The sequence below is a fragment of the Paenibacillus sp. 22594 genome, assembly GCF_052044425.1.
GTDB lineage: Bacteria > Bacillota > Bacilli > Paenibacillales > Paenibacillaceae > Paenibacillus_AQ.
The window spans coordinates 1-13,261 of the sequence record NZ_JBQENA010000019.1 but is presented as its reverse complement, the minus strand read 5'-3'; the positions used below and the strand labels follow the sequence as shown (position 1 = coordinate 13,261).

Here is a 13,261-nt window from a genome sequence, read left to right as displayed (position 1 = left end):
GTGGTGTAGATAGGAACGGCCGGACAAGCGTACGTTGACGCTGCTGTCCGGCCGTTTTTGTATGTCAACTCCATTAAAGGCTATAGATCCTGTGCTGTTCCAGAAACTCCATTTCTCCCGTCTGGCCTTCAAAGTCCGGCTTCTCATCGCTGTAATGCATCAGCAGGATCAGTCTCCGCACTTCCTCCGGCAAGGACATCAGCTCTTTGAGGGTAGTATGGACCTGCCCTTGTCCGCGAAGCTGGCAATCATGCAGAATTCTTGCGATCCCGCGCTCCTGGACAAGGCTGAGCAGAAGCTCAGGCTGAAAGATCAGATCCGCACTGTAAAACACCTTGTCATTCAGCAGTAGTGAATAGCTGTCCTTTCCGGGGATATGCGGTGTACGAATCAGCTCTACATTTAGTGAGGGTGACAAGGAATAGGGAACACCCGCTTTAAGCGGTTTGATATCAAAAACATCGGACAGGGACCGGTTGCCCTCCTCATGAAGTGTATGAAGCAGAGGGTGTTGCCATAATGGTTCTATCAGAGTCTCTGCCAGCAGCAGGGTCCTTTTGCCGCCATGTGGTTCCTGGTTCATGGTATGGGCCAGCTTTTCCAATCCGCCGATATGATCGCCATGAATATGAGTGATCAGTGTTTCGTTCACCTCACCGAAAGATTTCCCTAGTGCCTTCATAGCCTTGGGTGCGGTCACTCCACAGTCGATCAGCAGTGTGTATCCGTTAACCTGAAGCAACGCGTTGTTATTATAGTATTTTTTGGAAAAAGCATCTCCTGTGCCCAGCATTTGCAAGTCTATTGTCATGGTGAAAAACCCTCCTGGAATTCATGGCCAAATCTATTTATCCTATCGTATCATTCTTCACTATAAGAATGAAATAATTCCCTGTCATTTCGCAACTTGTCGCAATTTTCACAGTATATATTAACAGCATGAATTACTTGGAGGGTCTCTAGTGATGAGATGGAAAAAAATAGCGCTGTGTGTGGTTGTATTTTCCTTAATGGGCGGTTCATTATTATTTGCAGATGCCGTTAATCAGAAGATCAGAGTATGGAGCAACGGCAAGGAAATAGCGGATGGCGGTTACTTAATTGACGGCAAAGCCTACATTCCTGCCAGAGAAGCAGGGGGCGTCGTCAGCTGGGATGGTTCTGGTAAACTGAGCATCCTGAGACCCAATGTGCATATTGTTCTGTTCAAAGGTGATAATGTTTTTGGCAATGTAAATGTAGGCAAGCTCAAGATCAAGGTGCTGACCCAGGTAGACAGTCTAACCGAGGATGTTGCGGCGGTAAAGGTTGCGATCATGGACCCGTCGGGCAACGTGAAGGACATCCAGTCCCAGGAACTGGGGGGCTCGAAGAAAGAGGACTTCTGGTTTCCAACTTCGGAATTCACATATGATTTCAAGGATTCCGGGAAATATCGGGTAGGCTTCTATATCAAGCCTTCCAAAGGCGGGGATTATGTACTTGTGTCGGAGAAAGTAATCACTGCGCTGGATTAATTAATTCAGCACACCCTCAAATTGACCTTGCTTATCTTACGTGTTACGATACCAAATGTAGGATAATTCAATTCAAAGTGAGGTATTACAATGAGCGATCACAAACATGAGCATGGCCATGAACATGGTGAAGCATGCGGTTGCGGACATGATCACGACCATGAGCACGAGGAGTTTGTGCTGACCTTGACGAACGAGCAGGGCGAAGATGTGGAGATGGTGCTGGTGGAAACGTTCGACGTAGGCGAGAAGTTATATGCATTGCTGCTGGAACGCGAAAACCCTGAAGCAGACGGCATCATTCTGCGCATGGAAGAAGAAGATGAAGAAATGGTGCTTTACAACATTGAAGATGAAGCTGAATGGAAAGCTGTTGAAGAAGCTTACAACGAGCTGCTTGCCCAGCAAGAATAGATTTCATGAAGCAAAGTGGGCCTCTCGATATTGGACAAGACTGTGAGGCTTGCATACAAAAACCCGATACTGAAGAAGTATCGGGTTTTTGTATGTTGAATGTATGAGGGGGAGGCGATCAGGAGATCGGGTCCGCCTCCACGATGACTTTGACGTTCGTGATACTGCGGTCCTCCGGACCTTTGACTGGCAGCCCGATTTCCACATGATCAATGATATAATCGATGTTATCTTGGGTAATTACTTCACCTGGGAGCAGAATCGGAATCCCCGGAGGATATACGTAAATGAATTCTGCGATGATGTAGCCAGCGGATTCACGGAAAGGGACCAGCTGGGTATCGGCATAGAATGCATCCCGCGGAATCAGTGCCAGCTGCGGAATTTCCGGCACCTGCACCTTGAGCTCATAGATTTCACCTTTGCTGTAATGAATAGCAGAGAGTACTCTCAGTGCAGCAATAAGCTTGTCTACCGATTCCTGGGTATCTCCTGGCGTAATCAGGCAAAGAATGTTATACATGTCGCTAAGCTCAACTTCAATGTTGTATTTCTGGCGCAGCCAGTTCTCGGTTTCGTAACCGGTGATGCCGAGGTGGCGCACATGGATGTTCAGTTTGGTCGGGTCAATATTGAACGTTGCTTCCGTACCAAGAATTTCTTTGCCGAAGCTGTACAGGCCCTCAATGCTGTTAATGGTGTCACGGGCATAGTTCGATAGGGCAATGGTTCTTGCAGCCATCTCGTGGCCGTTCAGGGCCAAATTACGTCTGGAGGTATCCAGGGATGCCAGCAGGATATATGAAGTTGAAGTTGTGGTCAGCATGCTGAGAATGGTTTGAACCCGCTGCGGGTTGACCAGGCCGGTCTTGGCATTCAGATTGAGCACCGAGCTCTGTGTCATGGAGCCGCCAAGCTTGTGTACACTGGTGGCTGCCAAATCCGCTCCGGCCTGCATAGCCGATACCGGGAGATCCTCATGAAAATGAATCAATACTCCATGTGCCTCGTCCACCAGTACGGGAACGCCGTAACTGTGGGCCAGGTCGACAATCGAACGCAGATCGGCACAAACGCCAAAATATGTTGGATTGATAACAAGTACACCCTTGGCATCGGGATGGCGCCTTAAGGCCTTCTCGAGTGCGCTGGTGGTAATACCGTGGTCTATCCCAAGATTCTCATCCTGTACAGGAGAGACAAAAACAGGCTTGGCTCCGGAGAAAATAATCGCTGACATCACGGATTTGTGAATGTTGCGCGGTACAATAATTTTGTCTCCTTCCGAGCAGACAGAGAGGATCATAGTCATGATGGCATTGCTCGTGCCTTGTACGCTAAAATACGTATAGTCGGCGCCGAAAGCCTCCGCAGCCAGTTTTTGAGCTTCAAGAATTACGCCGGTAGGCTGATGAAGATCATCAAGCGGTGCGATGTTGATCAAATCTATGGATAGAGCGTTATCGCCGATAAACTCACGGAATTCGGCATCGGTTCCTAGCCCCTTCTTATGCCCGGGAATATGAAATTGAACTGGATTTCCGGCGGCATGCTTTTTGAGAGCGGTGAAGAGGGGAGTTACATGTTGATCCATTTAATGCTGTCACAACCTTTCGTGAAGAGTAATTTTTTCAAGCAAGCATCAGTATAACAAATCAATCACCATAATACTAGGATGTGATGGAATGTCTGGCAAAGTAGCTGAGCGTATGCATATCAATTTGGCCTCTCCGTTCATTATGGAGATGTGGGTGATCATCTTTCTGGTGGAATTTGTAAAAGGATCGCTGCTGGTAGCCCTTCTGCCGGTTTATATGGAGAATATCCTCGGACTTTCGGTAACAGTTGTTGGCTTCTCGTTTGCAATGCAATACCTGGGAGATAATCTGTTCCGCAGCCCGTCGGGCTGGGTCATGGAACGCATTGGATACCGCTGGACGATGACAGGGGCTCTGCTGCTGATTCTGGTGGCGGTTGGACTGATCATTTATGCCAAAGATGCACTATGGTTATCTGTTGCCTGTCTGATTCTGGGCATTGGCACCTCACCGCTCTGGCCTTGTACCATGACTGGAATTACCGAGCTGGCGGGTTCGACGAAAAGCGGAAGCAGCGGAGCCGCCATGGGTGCGGTGGAGATGGCCTCACTGGCTGGAACCGGGATTGGCCCCATCACAGTCAACTTTCTGATGGATCATGGCGGACAGAGCTACCGGGCCGTGTTTCTGGTGCTTATGGGCTGTGCCGCAGTTGTCGCAGCTGTTGCGCTGCTGCTCCCGTCAAGGATAGGTAGTCATGCGCCTCATGCGGTTGTGCGGGATCGGGGAGATGAGGGAGCGGCGGTCGTGCGCGGACGGATGAAACCGCTGGAAAGTCTGAAGCGAACATGGCATCAGGTCAGAACCTCGCTGAAGGTCAGCCGCTTGTTGTTTCCTGCACTCTTTCTGCAGGCCTTTGCGATAGGCCTCATGACCCCTGTGGTCACCCTGTTTGCCCGTTCCGAGCTGCATGTGACTCCGAACCAATTCAGCCTGCTGCTGATTGCAGGGGGCGGCATTACCGTACTGGCACTGATTCCGGCCGGCAAACTGGTGGACCGGATCGGAACAACCATCTTCCTGAACATTGGATTCCTGCTCGCCGCGGGCTCGCTGGCCTTTTTTTCACAGGTGCGCTGGCTGCCGCTCGCCTTCTGTGCAGTAGCGCTTGTAGGGATCAGCTATGCCTTGATTCTCCCGGCCTGGAACGCTTTTTTGGCCAAGCAGGTGCCCAAGGGAGAGAGGGGAACCGTATGGGGACTGTTCCTGACGCTGCAGGGCTCCGGTATGGTAGCTGGTCCCGTGATCTCGGGGAAACTCTGGGATTCCGTGGGGCACAGTACTCCCTTTCTGGCCAGTGCATTTGTTATGGTGCTGCTGTTCGGGCTGCATCTGCTTATTGTCCATAGAACCAGGCTGAAGACCGGGACAAGCTGAGGTGTGAGAAGAGATAGTAGTTAAAAACAGCAAAAGCCGCTGGCAGCCGGAGGATTCCGGAAGCAGCGGCTTTTTTGCCGACTATGTAAGTTGAACTTAAAAACATAAAAAGGGTAGGAGTGTGGAGGGGAAGTTTGGAACTGTAGGAGCGATAGCGACCGCCTTTGTCTGCGGATTTCCACCACGAACAGCGGTATAAATCGAGAAATCTGCAGACAACAGCGGCCGGAAGTCCAAACATTCCCCGCAGTTACGACCAGACCCTAATATGAAAACTAAAGTTCAACTTATATAGAAGCGGGCAGAACAAGCACTAGCAGAGACTGACAACGCACGGGAATTTAGAAGGACATGCGGTAGAGCGGAAGCAGAGTCTCGAAGGTCTGCCGGACTACGGCGAGAAGCTTGTCGCCATCGGACAAAAGCGGGTCCTCTCTATCAATACGAAGCCCGCAGGTGACTTCGGCTTTCTTAACCTCCCTTAGCTTGCGCGAGAGTTCAGTGAATGCTGCTTTATCCATATCGGTATGTGGTGTTCCCTTTGAATCCAAATGATCTGTGGACCAGAAATACCCGCCTGGAAGCTCTGTCTGAATGTCGTCCATGTTCCGGAGCATCGCCTCGGCAAAAGTCAGTTTATTAGTGCTTTCATAGATGATGGCAAAAACAATAAAGAGATGGCTCTGAAACATGCCAACCTGAAAATGCGGCAGCGCTTTGTATCCCCTTTTATTCGGACCCCATGCCACCCAGGTATCATTTGGCGCATGAACAGTCCGGCGGGCATGTTTGGCTACATGCGGGAACATCTCCTCCCCGGTGAGCGAGGATAATAGTGGGGCGACTTCATCGCCCAGCTCATTCAGCTTAGGCCGGACTCTGGCGATCAGCGCATTCATGCGCGGCTCCAGACCGTCAATCTGAAACACATCAAAATCATCAGTGGTAAATCCTTGAAATGGCATTGCAGCGTCTCCTCGTATGAATAATGGTGTAGATATCATAAAACAGCAGATTAAAGTCTGCATAGCCCTCTGTACTTGCATTCCAGACAAGTTATTTGCAGCAAAACTGGAGTGAAGCGTTTGGAAAAGGTAGAAAGCGGGTAAAAATAGTCAATAAACCAAGTTACCGCTACATAAAATGAAGTATAAAATAAGAGTAAGACGAACGCAAAGTTTTATAAAGTTTTATAAAGCAGGTTGAGGTCCGGCAGTCGGTTCTGCTCTAAGTTAAGCTAATGAAGCTGGCTTTGCTGTAACAAAGCAGTTAGGGGGGAGTGCCGTGAACAAAAACGACGAAGTCGAGTATTGCAATCTGGAGCTGCGCTTTGACAGACAGCATCTCCAGGATCTGATCAAGGACTTGATTAAGGAAGGCTATTCCCTTTATTGGAGCGAGAATGAAACGGTTTTTCTTATCTCGGTGCGCACCGGCCGCAAGCTTGTGAAGCTGCGTTTCCAGCGGATTAAGGAAGGCTTCAAACTGGTGGGAGATTATATGATCCGTGATGCGCGCCTGTCTGAGTGGATGGAGAAGCTGATTGGTGATATGCGCGGGCATGCCGTCGTTAAGCGGTTTCGCGACCGCCAGATCATTATTGAAAATATTTTGTTCGGCGAAGTGATCCGGCTGGTAGAAATCTCCGGGTATCAACAGCGCGTGCTCTACCAGAAAGGCCCGCTGCTCTCTGATCAGGAGTTGACAAAGCTGTTCTTCTCTGTGGATGGGGAAGAGCGGATCCGCGACCGCAGGCTTGAGGTGGATGAGGTTCTGGACCAGCTCAACAAGGCTATTCAGGCCAAGGATACGGAACGGATAGCAGCATGCAAAGCCAGGCTTCTGGTGTTGACAAGGGAACTGAATATGCTTGAATGGTGATACAGCCGAAATTCATGTTAGGCCAGGGCATCCCGCTTATGGGGTGCCTTGTTTACTTACTGGGCAGTTAAAATCAGCGGTCCGTCCGGCGCGATAGCGATCGTATGCTCATATTGCGCTGACAACTTGCCGTCGGCCGTTCTCGCCGTCCATTCATCGTCGTCAATCGTGATACGAAACGTACCTTCGTTGATCATCGGTTCAATCGTAAACACCATGCCTTCCTTTAACCGAATGCCTTTGCCGGCTACGCCGATATGCTCGTAGCTCGGCTCCTCGTGCAGACTCCGCCCAATCCCGTGCGCCAGCAGATCGCGTACGACAGAGAACCCGTTCGCTTCCGCATGCTGTTGAATCGCCGACGTTATGTCGCCGAGCCGGCCGCCGGGGAGTGCCCGGGCGATCCCCAAATCCAAACATTCCTTTGCCACCTTCATTAATTTTTGCGCCTCCGGCCGGATATTGCCCACCGCATAGCAGTAACACGAATCGCCGAACCATCCGCCGTATTCCACGACGATATCGAGCTTCAGCAAGTCACCGTCCATAAGCACCCGGTTTGAAGGAATACCGTGGGCCACCACATCGTTGACCGAAATGCAGGTTTCGGCGGGGAAGCCGTTGTACCCTTTGGTAAACTGCTTGCCGCCCAGCTTGGTGATATGCCCTGCAACAAAGTCATTGATTTCCCTGGTGGTGATCCCGGGCTGGATCAGTTTGGCCACCTCGCGGTAGCAGTCTGCAATGATTTGGCTCGCCGGCTTCATCTCTTCGATTTCCCTGGGGGATTTTAAAATGATCATCTTGTGTTTATTCGCTCCTTATCCATTCTATAATTTTAAAAACAGGGCGATATCCCAGGCCTCCTCGTGCAGCTTTCCGCGGCGAAGCGAAAGCGAAGCGCAGCCGACCAAGGCGGCCAGCAGCATTTCCGCGCGCTGTAGCCGATACGGCGGCTCCGCAGCATTTCCGCCGGAAACGGCAGTTCCGTCCGCCGTACGCCCGGATTCCAGCAGCGTGGCCAGCGGCGCGAGCATCTCCCGGTGGAAAGCAGCTGAGAGCGGGGCCGAGCGTGCTTCAGGCAGCGAGGCAAAGCCCTCACCGGCCAGCTTGTGCAGCAGGTACAGGGCGTGGTCCTGCGCCCAAAGCTGCAGCAGCCGGACGCTGGCGGCAGCGACGGGGCTAAGCTCTGCGGCAGCGGCCGTTTCGCGGCTTCGGCATCGGGAATCCGCGATAGCCGAGTTCCCGGTGTCCGCCGCCGCAGCCAAGCCGAAATGCCCGCCGGCCGGCACTTCCCCCGAGTCCGAAGCACGCGGGACCTCCAGTGGGTCATCCAGCGGAGCCTCTAACGCGGCCTCCACCCATCCCCCGGACCGCTCCAACGCGTCCCATAGCAGATCGTGGAGCAAATCACCCTTATTGCTGTAATAATGGTATACCGTGCCATAGCCGAGTCCCGCATGCGTGGCCACATCGCGGATTTCCAGTAAAAGCCCTTTATTCAAAAAAACATCGGCAGCGGCTTTACGGATTTGCGCCAGACGCCGTAGCCGGATATCTTCGTTTTGTTCCTTCGTGCGTGGAGACATCTCGTCCGTTCACCTCTTTTATTATTGACCTGCTCTTATGTCAATATAAAACATCGGATTGCGAATAACAAGAGATTAGCTGGAGGATTTCCGGATCTTTCTACTAGCTGTGTGCGGGGGTTCACTTCTGGCGGCAAAAACGTTAAAATACTCGTTGTGAGCAATTTCCACGATTTACGCAGGAATTTGTCAATGAAATTGATCGCTTTCAAGCAGGCTGAACTTTGCTGTCTCTGATAAAGGATGGTATTCTAATACTGCGAGAAATGGATTTCACAAAAATATAAGGTGCAAAGGGTGGAGAACCAGATGGCAAAACAACAAATCGGTGTGATTGGCTTGGCAGTAATGGGTAAAAACTTGGCTCTTAACATCGAGAGCAGAGGCTTCACAGTATCGGTATATAACCGTTCCCCGGAGAAGACTCATGACCTTATCAGCGAAGCGGAAGGCAAAAACCTTGTAGGTACTTTTTCCATCGGGGAATTTGTTGAATCGCTGGAAGTGCCGCGTAAAATTCTAATCATGGTTCAGGCCGGTAAAGCAACCGATGCTACAATCGAGCAGCTGTTGCCGCATCTGGATCAGGGCGATATCATCATCGACGGGGGCAACGCCTATTTCCCTGACACGGTTCGCCGCAATAAGGAATTGGAGGAAAAAGGCTTCCGCTTCATCGGTACAGGTGTTTCCGGCGGTGAAGAAGGCGCGCTTAAAGGACCTTCCATCATGCCTGGCGGCCAAGAAAGCGCCTATAAGCTGGTTGAACCTATTCTTACGGCAATCTCGGCCAAAGTGGACGGAGAGCCTTGCTGTACATATATCGGACCTGACGGTGCCGGACACTATGTAAAAATGGTGCATAACGGTATCGAATACGGCGACATGCAGCTGATTGGCGAAGCTTACCATTTGCTGAAGGATGTTCTTGGACTGGATGCCAAAGAACTTCACAGCATTTTCGCAGATTGGAACAACGGTGAGCTGGACAGCTATCTGATCGAGATTACCAAGGACATTTTTGCAGTATATGATGAAGAAACCGGTAAGCCGATGGTGGATGTAATCCTCGATGCCGCCGGCCAAAAAGGTACAGGCAAATGGACAAGCCAAAGCTCGCTGGATCTCGGCGTGCCGCTGTCCATGATTACCGAATCCGTATTCTCACGTTTCCTGTCTGCTATGAAGGAAGAACGTGTTGCAGCCAGCAAAGTGCTGAGCGGCCCGGCAACCGAGCCATTCCAGGGCGACAAAGCCGAGTTCATTGAGAATGTCCGCAAGGCTCTGTTCGCGAGCAAAATTGTATCCTATGCCCAAGGGTTTGCCCAGCTACGTGTAGCTTCAGAGGAATATAACTGGGATCTGAAGTACGGCAGCCTGGCCAAAATCTGGCGCGGCGGCTGCATTATCCGCTCCCGTTTCCTCCAGAACATCACCGATGCCTATGAGAACAATCCAGAGCTTAAAAACCTGCTGCTTGATCCGTTCTTCAAGGACATCATGGACTCCTACCAGTCCGCATGGCGGAAAGTGGTATCCGCTGCTGTAATGCAAGGGGTTCCGGTTCCAGGCTTCTCCAGCGCCCTGGCTTACTATGACAGCTACCGTACAGAACGCCTGCCTGCGAACCTGCTTCAGGCACAGCGCGACTATTTCGGCGCCCACACCTTCAAACGTGTGGATAAGGAAGGCGTCTTCCACCACAACTGGTTGTCTGAATAAATTCAGGCATAAGCTACAGATAGCGGCCCGAATGGCTACTCGCGTCAATGCGGGGGCTTTCGGGCCTTTTTTTTGCGGAAGCAGCCGCTATTTGATGACGGAGAAGCCGTTTCTGCCCGATGATTTAGCGTTTGTGCAATGTTTTCACCCTGTGTTATGATATGACAAATGTCGCGGTTGGAGGGTCGTTATGAATTACGTCAATAAGAATATCATTCTGGTCGGGATGATGGCCACGGGGAAGTCGACGGTAGGCGCACTGCTGGCAGAGGAGTTGGGCTATGAGCTGGTTGACCTGGATCATGTGATTATACAGAATGAAGGACGGAGTATTGCGGAACTCTTCGCTGAAGGCGGGGAAGAATATTTCCGGAAGATCGAATCAGCTGTGCTGAAGGAAATGCTGGAAGGGGAAGGCCGTATTATCTCCACAGGCGGCGGGGCCGTGCTGGTTCCAGGGAATGCGGAGATCATGCTGCAAAAAGGGCTTGTAGTCGCGCTGACAGCTACTGAGGAAGAGATTATCGCCCGTGTCAGCGGGGATGAGAACAGACCGCTGCTCGCCGGCAATGCACAGGAACGGGTACGCGCAATTCTGGAACAACGCCGGGACGCTTACCGTTTCGCACATTGCACGGTCGATACAACGGAGCTCAGTGTGGCAGAAGTGTCGGAGTGTATTTTAATGCACTACCGCGGTTGAGCTTTTAAGCACATGTGTGATAAACTTAGGCATCTGCAGATTCATTCCAGTCAATCATCCCGCCGCTGAGGTTGGATGTCTTGAAGCCGAACTGCTGCAAGTATTCGCAGACACGCTGACTGCGCGCGCCAGAGCGGCAGATGAAGATGAGCTCCGCTTCCTTAGACAGCTCGTCCGTATGCTGCGGAATCTCACCCATTGGAATGTGCTGTGCTCCGGGAATCATCCCGAAAGCGACTTCGTCGTCTTCACGGACGTCTATCAGTACAAGGTCTTCACCTGACTCCAGACGCTGCCGCAATTGTCCTGCTGTGATTTGGGGAATCTCATTCATGGTTGTGACCTCTTTTCATCAGAAGAATGCCTTCATGATAACACAATTGCAGATTACCCTGTCAAACCGAGCAATACATAATATATATTCCATACAATAAGGAGAGCTTAGATCATGGATGTTATCGTTAGGCCTACACCCACCCTGCAAGGGGAATTTGGAGCCCTGTCTTCCAAAAATTACACTACACGCTACCTGCTGGTCGCTGCATTGTCGGAAGGAGTCAGCACAATCTATCACCCGGCACACAGTGAAGACAGTGATGCGATCCGCAGATGCATTGCCGATCTGGGAGCTGTACTTACGGAAGATGAGGAGAAAATCGTCATTCAAGGCTTTGGCCGCCATCCCCGCGATGTGAAGGAACTGAATGTGGGCAATGCCGGTGCGGTGCTGCGGTTTTTGATGGCAGTGGCTGCCCTCAGTCCTGAGGTCACCTTTGTGAATACGTATCCCGATTCCTTGGGCAAACGGCCGCACGACGATCTGATTACTGCGCTTGGCCAGCTGGGTGTAGAGGTTGAGCATAATAACGGCAGATTACCGATTACCATTCGCGGCGGCAAACCGGCGGGTGGACGGATTACAGTATCAGGTGCGGTCAGCTCGCAATATTTAAGCGCCTTGCTGTTCCTGACCCCGCTGCTTGAAGAAGACAGCGAAATTATTGTGCTGGATGACTTGAAGTCTAAAGTGGTAGTAGGACAGACGCTGGAGGTTCTGGAGCAGGCAGGGATTGTCGTTCAAGCTGCTGAGGATTATATGTCTTTTAAGGTGCCCGGCGGCCAGGCCTATGAAGCCAAATCCTATACGGTACAGGGGGATTACCCTGGATCGGCAGCTGTCCTTGCGGCGGCGGCAGTCACCAAATCGGATGTGAAAATCCACCGGCTTGCTGAACAGAGCAAACAAGGCGAGAGAGCGATCGTTGATGTGCTCCGTATGATGGAAGTACCACTTACCCATGAGAATGGTACAGTACATGTGCAGGGCAATGGTATCCTGAAGGCTGTGGAATTCGATGGTGATGCGGCAACGGATGCGGTTCTCGCCATGGTGGCAGCTGCCGTTTTTGCCGAAGGAACCTCACGTTTCTATAATGTAGAGAATCTGAGATACAAGGAATGCGACCGCATTACTGACTATCTGGCTGAACTTACCCGTGCCGGAGCAAGTGTAGAGGAGCGGCGGGATGAGATCATTGTCCACGGTAAGCCGGAGGGCGTTGAAGGCGGTGTGACAATCAATGCACATTATGATCACCGGGTGATCATGGCGCTGACGGTAGTTGGCCTCCGCGCCCGCCAGCCCCTGCGGATCAAAGATGCTCACCATGTTGCCAAATCATATCCACAGTACTTCGACCATCTGTGGTCGCTTGGAGCAAATGTGGAGTGGGTAGAATAGAGATAATTGAACAGAGGTGTTCATAACTATGACTGAAGTTAGTCTATTAAGCATAAATCCGCTTACTCAGGATAATATACAGTCGGTACTTCAGCTTTTTAAAGATTCGATCTCGGATGCCTTTGAACAAGAAGGACTGGGACATTTGCCGGAGGATATTCAACATGAAGTTGAAAAAAAGAAATTAATGGCTGAAGCTTCTCTGGACTCCAAACATTCAGAGCCCTATTTCCTCGTTGCCCAACTAGATGGGGCTGTCGTTGGCACGATTTCATTTGCCCCCTGTGATGAGGATATTCGCTTATGTACCGGAAATCAGCTCGATGATGTGGGTGAGTTGGGGAGTTTATACGTTTTGCCAAGCTATCAGGGCCAAGGTGTGGGCTCGGCATTGATTAAGGAATTGATGGCATATCTAAGGAAGCAAGGAATTGATCAGTTTTGCCTGGACAGTGGCTACAAACGTGCTCAAACAAGATGGCTGCGAAAATTTGGCGAGCCCTATAAGGTGGTTAAGGATTATTGGGGACCGGATTCTGTTCACATGGTTTGGTTTTGCAAAGTGAGTGATTATCTAGTTTGAAAGTGGCATCGAACATTTAATATATCGCACGAAAAGGACACTAACAACATGGTTAGTGTTCAGGCTGTCGAGAAAGTCTCGACAGCCTTATTTATGTGTACTAAATTTAAGACGACACCGCGTTAATGTTGTATAA

General features: G+C 50.8%; 14 protein-coding genes. 8 read left to right on the top strand and 6 right to left on the bottom strand.

Features of this window, described 5'->3' with window-relative positions; genetic code table 11:
* Positions 1 to 73: 73 nt before the first annotated feature.
* Complete coding sequence (locus ACTJKB_RS30090) at positions 74 to 811, bottom strand: MBL fold metallo-hydrolase (RefSeq protein WP_440837917.1); 738 nt, start codon at positions 809 to 811, stop codon at positions 74 to 76.
* Positions 812 to 965: 154 nt separating this feature from the next.
* On the opposite strand from ACTJKB_RS30090, the gene ACTJKB_RS30085 reads away from it, so the two are divergent.
* Both ACTJKB_RS30085 and ACTJKB_RS30080 read left to right on the top strand, forming a co-directional pair.
* Positions 966 to 1,517 carry a copper amine oxidase gene (locus tag ACTJKB_RS30085; RefSeq protein ID WP_440837916.1) on the top strand — a complete coding sequence of 184 codons (552 nt, stop codon included), beginning with the start codon at positions 966 to 968 and terminating at the stop codon, positions 1,515 to 1,517.
* Between the two features lie 90 nt (positions 1,518 to 1,607).
* Complete coding sequence (locus ACTJKB_RS30080; RefSeq protein WP_019911532.1) at positions 1,608 to 1,931, top strand: DUF1292 domain-containing protein; 324 nt, start codon at positions 1,608 to 1,610, stop codon at positions 1,929 to 1,931.
* Positions 1,932 to 2,049: 118 nt separating this feature from the next.
* Here ACTJKB_RS30080 and ACTJKB_RS30075 read toward each other — a convergent pair whose 3' ends face one another.
* Positions 2,050 to 3,525, bottom strand: coding sequence for an aminotransferase class I/II-fold pyridoxal phosphate-dependent enzyme (locus ACTJKB_RS30075; RefSeq protein WP_440837915.1), 1,476 nt, complete (start codon positions 3,523 to 3,525; stop codon positions 2,050 to 2,052).
* A 91-nt stretch (positions 3,526 to 3,616) separates the two neighbouring features.
* Here ACTJKB_RS30075 and ACTJKB_RS30070 point away from each other — a divergent pair, with 91 nt between their 5' ends.
* Positions 3,617 to 4,906 (top strand): MFS transporter, encoded by a 1,290-nt coding sequence (locus ACTJKB_RS30070; protein ID WP_440837914.1) that lies wholly within the window; start codon positions 3,617 to 3,619, stop codon positions 4,904 to 4,906.
* Between the two features lie 341 nt (positions 4,907 to 5,247).
* Here ACTJKB_RS30070 and ACTJKB_RS30065 read toward each other — a convergent pair whose 3' ends face one another.
* Positions 5,248 to 5,871, bottom strand: coding sequence for a YktB family protein (locus ACTJKB_RS30065; RefSeq protein WP_440837913.1), 624 nt, complete (start codon positions 5,869 to 5,871; stop codon positions 5,248 to 5,250).
* Positions 5,872 to 6,190: 319 nt separating this feature from the next.
* Here ACTJKB_RS30065 and ACTJKB_RS30060 point away from each other — a divergent pair, with 319 nt between their 5' ends.
* Positions 6,191 to 6,787 carry a hypothetical protein gene (locus tag ACTJKB_RS30060; protein ID WP_440837912.1) on the top strand — a complete coding sequence of 199 codons (597 nt, stop codon included), beginning with the start codon at positions 6,191 to 6,193 and terminating at the stop codon, positions 6,785 to 6,787.
* 56 nt (positions 6,788 to 6,843) lie between these two features.
* Here ACTJKB_RS30060 and map read toward each other — a convergent pair whose 3' ends face one another.
* Entirely contained in the window at positions 6,844 to 7,590 is a 747-nt protein-coding gene (gene map / locus ACTJKB_RS30055) for a type I methionyl aminopeptidase (RefSeq protein WP_440837911.1), read from the bottom strand.
* A 27-nt stretch (positions 7,591 to 7,617) separates the two neighbouring features.
* Positions 7,618 to 8,376: a TetR/AcrR family transcriptional regulator gene (locus ACTJKB_RS30050; RefSeq protein WP_440837910.1), complete on the bottom strand. Its 759-nt coding sequence runs from the start codon at positions 8,374 to 8,376 to the stop codon at positions 7,618 to 7,620.
* 309 nt (positions 8,377 to 8,685) lie between these two features.
* On the opposite strand from ACTJKB_RS30050, the gene gndA reads away from it, so the two are divergent.
* Positions 8,686 to 10,098, top strand: a complete 1,413-nt coding sequence (gndA, locus tag ACTJKB_RS30045; protein ID WP_074101650.1) for an NADP-dependent phosphogluconate dehydrogenase — start codon at positions 8,686 to 8,688, stop codon at positions 10,096 to 10,098.
* A gap of 190 nt (positions 10,099 to 10,288) precedes the next feature.
* Positions 10,289 to 10,801: a shikimate kinase gene (locus tag ACTJKB_RS30040; RefSeq protein WP_440837909.1), complete on the top strand. Its 513-nt coding sequence runs from the start codon at positions 10,289 to 10,291 to the stop codon at positions 10,799 to 10,801.
* A gap of 25 nt (positions 10,802 to 10,826) precedes the next feature.
* Here the strand turns inward: ACTJKB_RS30040 and ACTJKB_RS30035 are convergent, their stop codons facing one another.
* Positions 10,827 to 11,135: a rhodanese-like domain-containing protein gene (locus ACTJKB_RS30035; RefSeq protein ID WP_440837908.1), complete on the bottom strand. Its 309-nt coding sequence runs from the start codon at positions 11,133 to 11,135 to the stop codon at positions 10,827 to 10,829.
* Positions 11,136 to 11,249: 114 nt separating this feature from the next.
* Between ACTJKB_RS30035 and aroA the strand changes: the two genes are divergently transcribed.
* Positions 11,250 to 12,542, top strand: coding sequence for a 3-phosphoshikimate 1-carboxyvinyltransferase (gene aroA / locus ACTJKB_RS30030; protein WP_440837907.1), 1,293 nt, complete (start codon positions 11,250 to 11,252; stop codon positions 12,540 to 12,542).
* A 28-nt stretch (positions 12,543 to 12,570) separates the two neighbouring features.
* Complete coding sequence (locus tag ACTJKB_RS30025) at positions 12,571 to 13,125, top strand: GNAT family N-acetyltransferase (RefSeq protein WP_440837906.1); 555 nt, start codon at positions 12,571 to 12,573, stop codon at positions 13,123 to 13,125.
* Positions 13,126 to 13,261: the final 136 nt, after the last annotated feature.

Bases quoted from the DNA above. Each gene is read 5' to 3' on its own strand.
- ACTJKB_RS30085 (WP_440837916.1), top strand. From the start codon at position 966: ATGAGATGGAAAAAAATAGCGCTGTGTGTGGTTGTATTTTCCTTAATG.
- ACTJKB_RS30090 (WP_440837917.1), bottom strand. From the start codon at position 811: ATGACAATAGACTTGCAAATGCTGGGCACAGGAGATGCTTTTTCCAAA.
- ACTJKB_RS30050 (WP_440837910.1), bottom strand. From the start codon at position 8,376: ATGTCTCCACGCACGAAGGAACAAAACGAAGATATCCGGCTACGGCGT.
- ACTJKB_RS30070 (WP_440837914.1), top strand. From the start codon at position 3,617: ATGTCTGGCAAAGTAGCTGAGCGTATGCATATCAATTTGGCCTCTCCG.
- ACTJKB_RS30065 (WP_440837913.1), bottom strand. From the start codon at position 5,871: ATGCCATTTCAAGGATTTACCACTGATGATTTTGATGTGTTTCAGATT.
- aroA (WP_440837907.1), top strand. From the start codon at position 11,250: ATGGATGTTATCGTTAGGCCTACACCCACCCTGCAAGGGGAATTTGGA.
- ACTJKB_RS30075 (WP_440837915.1), bottom strand. From the start codon at position 3,525: ATGGATCAACATGTAACTCCCCTCTTCACCGCTCTCAAAAAGCATGCC.
- ACTJKB_RS30035 (WP_440837908.1), bottom strand. From the start codon at position 11,135: ATGAATGAGATTCCCCAAATCACAGCAGGACAATTGCGGCAGCGTCTG.
- ACTJKB_RS30080 (WP_019911532.1), top strand. From the start codon at position 1,608: ATGAGCGATCACAAACATGAGCATGGCCATGAACATGGTGAAGCATGC.
- ACTJKB_RS30040 (WP_440837909.1), top strand. From the start codon at position 10,289: ATGAATTACGTCAATAAGAATATCATTCTGGTCGGGATGATGGCCACG.
- ACTJKB_RS30025 (WP_440837906.1), top strand. From the start codon at position 12,571: ATGACTGAAGTTAGTCTATTAAGCATAAATCCGCTTACTCAGGATAAT.
- map (WP_440837911.1), bottom strand. From the start codon at position 7,590: ATGATCATTTTAAAATCCCCCAGGGAAATCGAAGAGATGAAGCCGGCG.
- gndA (WP_074101650.1), top strand. From the start codon at position 8,686: ATGGCAAAACAACAAATCGGTGTGATTGGCTTGGCAGTAATGGGTAAA.